Here is a 7,641-nt window from a genome sequence, read left to right as displayed (position 1 = left end):
CCGTCTCCTCCCCCCCCGCCGCGCGGCCGCCATCGTCACCGGTGTCCTCACGGCGGCGGGCGGCTATCTGGTCGGCACCCTCCGGGCCCGCCGCGCCGGCACCACGTTCACCGTCGTCCGCATCGACCCGGAGACGGTGTCCCGGGTCGATGCGGACGGAACGTCTCCGGCGGCGGAGACGACGGCCGGGACGTCCGACCGGCCGACCCCGGCATACCGCCCCGCTGACGGGGCGGTCCCGACACCGCGCACGGCGACCCCGGCACCGCACGCCCCCGGGCCGGCCGCGGTGGCCGGCGTCGTCGACGCCGGTACCGGGCCCGCACTCGCACACGCGGGAACCGACACCGGCGATGACACCGGCAGCTCCGCCCCACAACGCGCGAGAGCCGCCGGGGCACTCGCCGGGGACGCCGCCGGCGCACCACCGGCCCGGGCGGACGTCCCCCGGCCGGCCCGGGCGGACGTCCCCCGGCCGGCCCCGGCGGGCGACCACGGCCGGGCACGCGCGGGCGACCACGGCCGGGCACGCGCGGGCGACCACGGCGGCGCGGGTACGGACGACCGCGACCGGGCAGGCACGGCAGGCACGGGCAGCGTGGACTTCGTGGAGGGAGCGGGTAGCGGATGAGCGACGCGCGGGTGCCGATCCTGATGTACCACGCGGTCTCCGCCGTGCCGAGCGAGGCGACCCGCGCCCTGTCGGTGACACCGCAGGCGTTCGCCGCGCAGATGGCGCTGATCGCGGACCGCGGCCTGACGCCGCTGACCACCGCCGCCCTCGCGGCGCGGTGGCGCGCCGGCCGGCCGCTGCCCGCCCGCCCGGTGCTGATCACCTTCGACGACGGCTACGCGGGCGTGCACCGGCACGCCCTGCCCGTGCTGGCCGAGCACGGCTTCCCGGCCACGCTGTTCGTCTCCACCGGCTGGATCAGGGGGACCTACGACACCGGCCGCGGCCTGGACACCATGCTGGACTGGCGGCAGGTGCGGGAACTGGCCGCGGCGGGCGTCGAGATCGGCGGCCACAGCCACACCCACCCGCAGCTCGACCAGCTCGGCGACGGCTCCCTGCGCGCCGAGCTGACCCGCTGCCGGGACATCGTCGCCGACGAACTGGGCGCCCTGCCGGTGTCGTTCGCGTACCCGTACGGCTACTCCAGCCGCCGGGTGCGCGCGGCGGTGCGCGAGAACGGCTTCGCGCAGGCGCTCGCCGTCGGCAACGCCCTGGCCCGGCGCCCGCAGGGGCCGTACGCCCTGCGGCGGGTGACGGTGCGGCGCGGCACCACCACCGAGGAGTTCGAGCGGCTCCTCGCCGGCCGGGCCGTCGCCCGCGCCTTCGCCGTGGACCGCGCCCTGACCAAGGGCTACGCGGTCGTCCGCCGGACCCGCCGGACGGTCCGGCTCGCGGCGGACGCCCTCGGCTGACGCCCCCGCACGTCCCACAGGCCCGTCGTACCCGCCGTGCGCCGCCCGGCGGGTACGGCGCCACGGCCGGCCGTACGGGACACGCGCGACACACCGCGCACACCTCGGAAACCGGGTGCGGACGGGGCCCACGTGCCCGATCATGGGCGGCATGGCTGCCGCACTCCCACACGACGCTCTGCCGATCCGGCTCACCGTCGACGACTCCGACTCGCCGTCCGACGTCGTCGACGCGCTGTTCCTCGGCCGCTTCGCGACGGGCGAGCAACCGTTCTCGCACGCGGCGAACATCGACCGCGTCCGCAGCGGCGCGACCCTGCTGCCGCCGCAGGCCCGGGTGCTGCGCGTCGCCCGCGACGACGACCGCAGCGCCACCCTCGCCGAGGGCGACGGCTGGACGCTGCTGGTCTCCCGCTGGAACCGGGGCGCCGACGTCACCGTCACCGCCACCACCGCCGAACTGGCCGCGAAGGTGCTGAACGAGGCGACGGACGGCGCGGCCGACGAGCCGGAACCCCAGCCGGAGAACGTCACCATGGGCTTCTGGTACGTCTCCCCGCGCCGGGGCCCGCACCGCACGACCCGGCAGATCTCCGCGGGCACCTGGGACGAGGTGCGCGCCAACTACACCGCGCCGGTGGCGGACGCGATGGACCGCCTGATGGCGACGACCCCCGAGGACATCGCCGGCCGGCTGCTCCTGCTGCACGGCCCGCCCGGCACCGGCAAGACCTCCGCGCTGCGCACCCTCGCCCGCTCCTGGCGGGACTGGTGCCAGGTGGACTGCGTCCTCGACCCGGAGCGGCTGTTCTCCGACGTGGGCTACCTGATGGACATCGCGATCGGCGAGGACGACTCCACGGGCAAGGGCCGCTGGCGGCTGCTGCTCCTGGAGGACTGCGACGAGCTGATCCGCGGCGAGGCCAAGCACACCGCCGGGCAGGCCCTTTCCCGGCTGCTGAACCTCACCGACGGCCTGCTCGGCCAGGGGCGCAACGTCCTGGTCGGTGTCACCACCAACGAGGACCTGGAGCGCCTGCACCCGGCCGTGGTCCGCCCCGGCCGCTGCCTGGCCCGGATCGAGGTGGGCCCGCTGACCCGGCCCGAGGCGGTCGGCTGGCTCGGCACCGAGGAGGGCGTCGGCCGCGACGGCGCCACCCTGGCGGAGCTGTACGCGCTGCGCCGGGGCATCTCGCCCACCGCGCTGCCGGAGCCGCGCACCGGCACGGACGCGGGGCTGTACCTGTGATGCTTTGATGGAGGCATGCCTGTGTACGTCGGCACCTCGGGGTGGCAGTACAAGGACTGGAAGGGCGTCCTGTACCCGCCGGAGGTGCCGACGCGCCGGTGGCTGGAGGTGTACGCCGCGCACTTCGCCACCGTCGAGATCAACAACGCCTTCTACCGGCTGCCCTCGCGGGAGACCTTCGAGGCATGGCGGGAGCGGGTGCCGGCGGACTTCGTGGTCGCGGTCAAGGCGAGCCGCTACCTGACGCACATCAAACGGCTGCGGGACCCCGAGGAGCCGGTGGGCCGGCTGCTGCGCCACGCGTCCGGCCTGGGCGAGCGCCTCGGTCCCGTCCTGCTCCAGCTGCCGCCGACCCTGCGCGCCGACGCGGGCCTGCTGAGCGCCTGTCTGTCCTGCTTCCCGCCCGGTGTCCGGGTCGCCGTGGAACCCCGACACGCCTCCTGGTGGACCCCGGCCGTCCGGTCGGTCCTGGAGCTCCACGGCGCGGCGCTGTGCTGGGCCGACGTACGCGCCCGCCCCGCGAGCCCGTTGTGGCGCACCGCCGACTGGGGATACGTCCGGTTCCACGAGGGCATCGCCCAGCCGTGGCCGCGCTACGGCCGCCGCGCGCTGGCGACCTGGCTGCTGCGGATCGCGGCGACCTGGCCGGACGACGCGGACGTCTACGCGTACTTCAACAACGACCCGGGCGGGGCGGCGGTCCGCAACGCGCGCCTGTTCGCCCGGACTGCCCCCGGAGTGGGTCTGCACCCGACCCGCACCGCCCTGGCCTCCCTCACGTGACGGCGCGGCACCGCCACCGCAGGCCCCGGCACGGAACGCACACGCACACGGCGCTCGCGTGCCGTGGAGCGCCGCCCTCCCACGGCGACGGCGCTCGGCCGACCGCGACGCCTGCCACGGGCGCCGCCGCCCCGCCACCGTCCGGGCACTCCCCCGGCGCCGCCGCCCCGCCAGTGCGGAACCCCGGCTGGGCTGCCCACCGTCCCGGGCCCTCACGGCTACGCCGCCCGCCGCCCCGAGAGCCCTCACGGGGCAGGCCAGGGCGTCGGCCGTCCCGGCCTGCTCAGGCGGTCCCGCGCCCCGCCCGGTCCGCCTCGTGGGCCGCCCGCAGGGCGTCCCGTACGGCGGCCAGGGCCGCCTCCTCCCCCAGGCCCAGCCGCCGAGCCCGCTCCGCGTAGACCTGCGCCGCAGCGGCCAGCTCCCGCTCCGCCGCCGAGCCCGCGGCGGCCACGAACGTGCCGTTGCGGCCCCGGGTCTCGATCACCCCGTCCGTCTCCAGCGCGCGGTAGGCCTTGGCCACCGTGTTCACGGCCAGCCCCAGCGACTCCGCCAGCCCGCGCACCGTCGGCAGGCGGTACCCCACCGGCAGCGCGCCCGACCGGGCCTGCTCGGAGATCTGCGCCCGCACCTGTTCGTACGGCGGAGCGGCGCCCTCATCGATGTGGATCTTCAACGTCACGCCTCGATTCTCCCCCACCCGCCGGAAAGGGGGAGGCACCGGAAAAGGGTGGGGAGGCACCGGAAAAGGGTGGGGAGGCACCGGAAAATGGGAGGCACCGGAGCATCCGCCCGCCGTACCGTCCGCGCATATGACCGTCATCATCCGCGATCTCCGTCCCGAGGTGCCCGCCGACGCCGAGGGCTTCCTCGGCACCCGTCGCCGCGCGCTGCCCTACCTGGTGTCCACCCCGGCGTCCCTGCGCCACGAGCACGCCCACACCCATCCCGACGCCCACGCCCGCAAGCTGGTCGCCGAGGAGGACGGCGAGATCATCGGGACGGCCCAGGTACGGGTCGCCCATGACAGCCCGGAGCCCGGAAGGGGCTCGGTCAACGTGTACGTGGACCCGGCCCGTACCGGACGCGGCGCGGGCTCGCTGCTGGCGCGGGCCGGCGAGGAGCACCTGGCGGCGCACGGGGTGACCGAGGTGTACGCCTGGGTGCTGGACACGCCGGACGACCGTGCCTGGGCCGAGCGGCGCGGCTACCGGCCGAGCCGCTCGGCGCACTTCCTCTCCCTGGACCTGGCCGGCGCCGCGCTGCCACCGCTGCCCGACCCGCTGCCCGCGGGCGTCGAACTGCGCACGGCCGCCGACTACGCGGACGACCCGCGCCCGCTGTTCCGGCTGGACGCGGAGACGGTGTCCGACGAACCGGGCGACCTGCCCTCGGAGTTCACGGACTACGAGACCTGGCTCGCGGAGAGCTGGAGGAACCCGCTCGTCGACCCGGAGCTGACGGCGGTCGCGGTCGTCGACGGCCGTCCCGCCGCCTTCACCCTGGCCTACACCGACGGGGCCACGCGCTACCTCAGCGGTATGACCGGCACCGCCCGCGCGTTCCGCGGCCGGGGTCTGGCGAAACTCGCCAAGGCGCACTCCCTGCTCCGTGCCCGCGCGGCGGGGTACACGCAGGCGTACACCGGCAACGACGCGGAGAACGGGCCGATGCTGGCGATCAACAGGTGGTTCGGGTACGAGATCCGTGCGACGGAGGTGCGGCATGTCCGCGAACTCGGCTGACCGGTCCGGCACGGTGGACGTCGTCCTCGTCAAGGCCGGCCGGACCAAGATCCGGTACCCGGCTCGGCTGCTGGCGGACGACGGCACCCGGATCGCCGTCCGCGCGCCCTGGGCGGGCGGCGGGACGCGCGACTTCGGCTTCGTGCGCTTCGAGCCGGGCGACGTGTTCACCGAGTACTACTGGCGGGACCGGTGGTACTCGGTGAAGGAGGTCCGGGACGCCGCCGGCGCGGTGAAGGGCTGGTACTGCGACATCACCCGGCCGGCCGTCCTGTCCGGCGCGGAGCTGGTCGTGGAGGACCTGGACCTGGACCTGTGGCGCTCCGCCGACGGCGAGGACGTACGGCGGCTGGACGAGGACGAGTTCGAGGAGAGCGGGCTGCTCAGGTCGGACCCGGACGCCGCGTCCGCCGCGCTGTCCGCCCTGGACGAACTGGAGTCCCTGGCGCGCGGGGAGCGCTTCGGGACCCTGTTCGCCTAGGGACCTTCACAACAGGCCCCGGCCCGGGCCCGACCGTGGGCCCTCGGTCAGCCCGTGGGCTCCGCGCCGTGGCCCGGAACGTCCGCGACGACGGCGTACCGCGCGTCCGTGACCGGTCCGCCCCACAGCCGTGCGTCGTCGGACAGCCACTCGACGCACGGCCGGTCCGTGAGCGAGGTGAGCAGGGCGGTGAGCCGGTCCGCCGGAACGCCGACCGGGTCGGTGTCGCCCCACACCCCCTCCACCAGCACGAACCGGCCTCCGGGACGCAACAGCCCGGCCCAGTGGCGCAGGACGCGGCCGGGCTCGGGCAGGGTCCACAGCACATGCCGTACGAGGACGACGTCGAACCGGCGCGCGCCGACCGGTGGTGCCGCCGCGTCACCGAGGAGGAACACCGCGTCATGCCCGGCGAGCTTGGCGCGGGCCAGGCCGAGCATGGCGGGCGAGGCGTCGACCCCGGTGACGCGGTGTCCCTGCTCGGCGGCGAGGAGCGACAGACTGCCGGTGCCGCAGCCGAGGTCGAGGACGTCGGCGGGAGGTCCCGGCAGCCAGCGGCGCAGCCGGTCCGCCCAGGCGGCGCGCACCCCCGGTTCGCGCAGTCCGTGGTCGGGTTCGTCGTCGAAGGCGGTCGCGGCCGTGTCCCAGTCGTACGTCATGCGCCACAGGGTGACACCCACCACTGACTGTACGAATCGTGACAACGGCCACTGACAGATCGGTGCTCGATGAGGAACTCTCCTGCAACGGGTCTACCTCCGTGAGAACGCGGAACCCGGTGGATCCTGAAGGAGGCAGCCATGCGCCGTGTGACCGTGCAGAAGCCCCTGAAGAAGACGGACCGCCAGAAGGTCCGCGAGGAAGTCGACGAGCGTCCGGCGGGCCGCCCCGAGATCCGCAAGGACATCGCCCGCACCTGGTGGCCTGACGGCTGAGCGGCGCGCCTCCCCCGGGTTGTCTGATGTCAGGCTCAGCGGTTCCTTAACGCGACCATAAGGATCTCCATCGCCCGCTTCAGGCGGGCGATTTCGCGGTCCTGGCGGGCTACTTTCGGTGCGCCCCCACGGGATTCACACCCGCCGGACCGCCTCCGAGGAGTTCCCCCATGCCCGCACGCCGTACGGCCGCCGTCGTCGCCGCTCTCGGCCTCGCCCCGCTCGCCCTCACCGCGCTGGCCGCGTCCCCGGCCGCCGCGCACGGTTCGATGGGCGACCCGGTCAGCCGGGTGGCGCAGTGCTACGCGGAGGGGCCGGAGAGCCCGAAGTCCGCCGCCTGCGCCGCGGCGGTCGCGGCCGGCGGCACCCAGGCGCTGTACGACTGGAACGGTGTCCGCATCGGCGACGCGGGCGGTCGCCACCGGGAGCTGATCCCGGACGGCAGGCTGTGCAGCGCGGGCAACGAGGCCTTCAAGGGCCTGGACCTGGCCCGCGCGGACTGGCCGGCGACCGGGGTGAGCAGCGGCTCGTACACGTTCAAGTACCGGGTGACGGCCCCGCACAAGGGCACCTTCAAGGTGTACGTCACCAAGGCCGGTTACGACCCGACGCGGCCGCTCGCCTGGTCCGACCTGGATCTGCAGCACCCGGTGGCGACGGCCGTCGACCCGGTCGCGACGGGCGGCTTCTACTCCTTCTCCGGCACGCTCCCGGAGCGCTCGGGCCGTCATCTGCTGTACGCGGTCTGGCAGCGCTCGGACAGCCCGGAGGCCTTCTACTCCTGCTCGGACGTGGTGTTCGGATCCGGTGACGGCTCCGCGCCGGCCGCCTCCGCACCGTCCGAGGAGCAGATCGAGGCGGGCGCCGACAAGTCGACGATCGAGCACCACGGCCACGGGGACGACGACGCGACCACGACGACGGACCCCGGCCGCGCCGCTGACGGGGCGTCCGGGGACCGGACCGGGACCCCGGACGCCGAAGCCCCGGCCTCGGACGCGGCGTCCGCGGTCGTGGTGGCCC

General features: G+C 75.3%; 9 protein-coding genes and 1 pseudogene. 8 read left to right on the top strand and 2 right to left on the bottom strand.

The annotated features are described in order from the left end of the window. The 4 genes and pseudogenes from AC3ET3_RS35530 to AC3ET3_RS35515 form a co-directional block, all read left to right on the top strand. Nucleotides 1-631: pseudogene (locus AC3ET3_RS35530) on the top strand (hypothetical protein); the annotation flags it as partial. Next, nucleotides 628-1,428: a polysaccharide deacetylase family protein gene (locus tag AC3ET3_RS35525; protein WP_432138520.1), complete on the top strand. Its 801-nt coding sequence runs from the start codon at nucleotides 628-630 to the stop codon at nucleotides 1,426-1,428. The pseudogene AC3ET3_RS35530 and the gene AC3ET3_RS35525, both read left to right, overlap by 4 nt. A gap of 151 nt (nucleotides 1,429-1,579) precedes the next feature. Next, nucleotides 1,580-2,677, top strand: coding sequence for a DUF5925 domain-containing protein (locus AC3ET3_RS35520; protein WP_432138521.1), 1,098 nt, complete (start codon nucleotides 1,580-1,582; stop codon nucleotides 2,675-2,677). A 15-nt stretch (nucleotides 2,678-2,692) separates the two neighbouring features. Beyond that, nucleotides 2,693-3,460, top strand: a complete 768-nt coding sequence (locus AC3ET3_RS35515; RefSeq protein ID WP_432138522.1) for a DUF72 domain-containing protein — start codon at nucleotides 2,693-2,695, stop codon at nucleotides 3,458-3,460. Nucleotides 3,461-3,743: 283 nt separating this feature from the next. Here AC3ET3_RS35515 and AC3ET3_RS35510 read toward each other — a convergent pair whose 3' ends face one another. Continuing rightward, complete coding sequence (locus AC3ET3_RS35510) at nucleotides 3,744-4,139, bottom strand: GntR family transcriptional regulator (protein WP_432138523.1); 396 nt, start codon at nucleotides 4,137-4,139, stop codon at nucleotides 3,744-3,746. A 130-nt stretch (nucleotides 4,140-4,269) separates the two neighbouring features. On the opposite strand from AC3ET3_RS35510, the gene AC3ET3_RS35505 reads away from it, so the two are divergent. Both AC3ET3_RS35505 and AC3ET3_RS35500 read left to right on the top strand, forming a co-directional pair. Beyond that, nucleotides 4,270-5,202 carry a GNAT family N-acetyltransferase gene (locus AC3ET3_RS35505; protein WP_432138524.1) on the top strand — a complete coding sequence of 311 codons (933 nt, stop codon included), beginning with the start codon at nucleotides 4,270-4,272 and terminating at the stop codon, nucleotides 5,200-5,202. Further along, entirely contained in the window at nucleotides 5,183-5,683 is a 501-nt protein-coding gene (locus AC3ET3_RS35500) for a ribonuclease FAU-1 family protein (RefSeq protein WP_432138525.1), read from the top strand. Before AC3ET3_RS35505 ends, AC3ET3_RS35500 begins: the two co-directional genes overlap by 20 nt. Nucleotides 5,684-5,730: 47 nt before the next feature. On the opposite strand, the gene AC3ET3_RS35495 is transcribed toward AC3ET3_RS35500, so the two are convergent. Beyond that, nucleotides 5,731-6,342, bottom strand: coding sequence for a class I SAM-dependent methyltransferase (locus AC3ET3_RS35495; protein WP_435613676.1), 612 nt, complete (start codon nucleotides 6,340-6,342; stop codon nucleotides 5,731-5,733). A 141-nt stretch (nucleotides 6,343-6,483) separates the two neighbouring features. Here AC3ET3_RS35495 and AC3ET3_RS35490 point away from each other — a divergent pair, with 141 nt between their 5' ends. Together AC3ET3_RS35490 and AC3ET3_RS35485 are read left to right on the top strand one after the other, a co-directional pair. Continuing rightward, nucleotides 6,484-6,618 carry a hypothetical protein gene (locus tag AC3ET3_RS35490; protein WP_432138527.1) on the top strand — a complete coding sequence of 45 codons (135 nt, stop codon included), beginning with the start codon at nucleotides 6,484-6,486 and terminating at the stop codon, nucleotides 6,616-6,618. 170 nt (nucleotides 6,619-6,788) lie between these two features. Next, on the top strand, nucleotides 6,789-7,641 hold an 853-nt coding region (locus tag AC3ET3_RS35485), incomplete at its 3' end, for a lytic polysaccharide monooxygenase auxiliary activity family 9 protein (protein ID WP_435613675.1).

This window comes from Streptomyces sp. bgisy159 (genome assembly GCF_057707805.1).
This window is presented reverse-complemented; position numbering and strand designations above follow the sequence as displayed.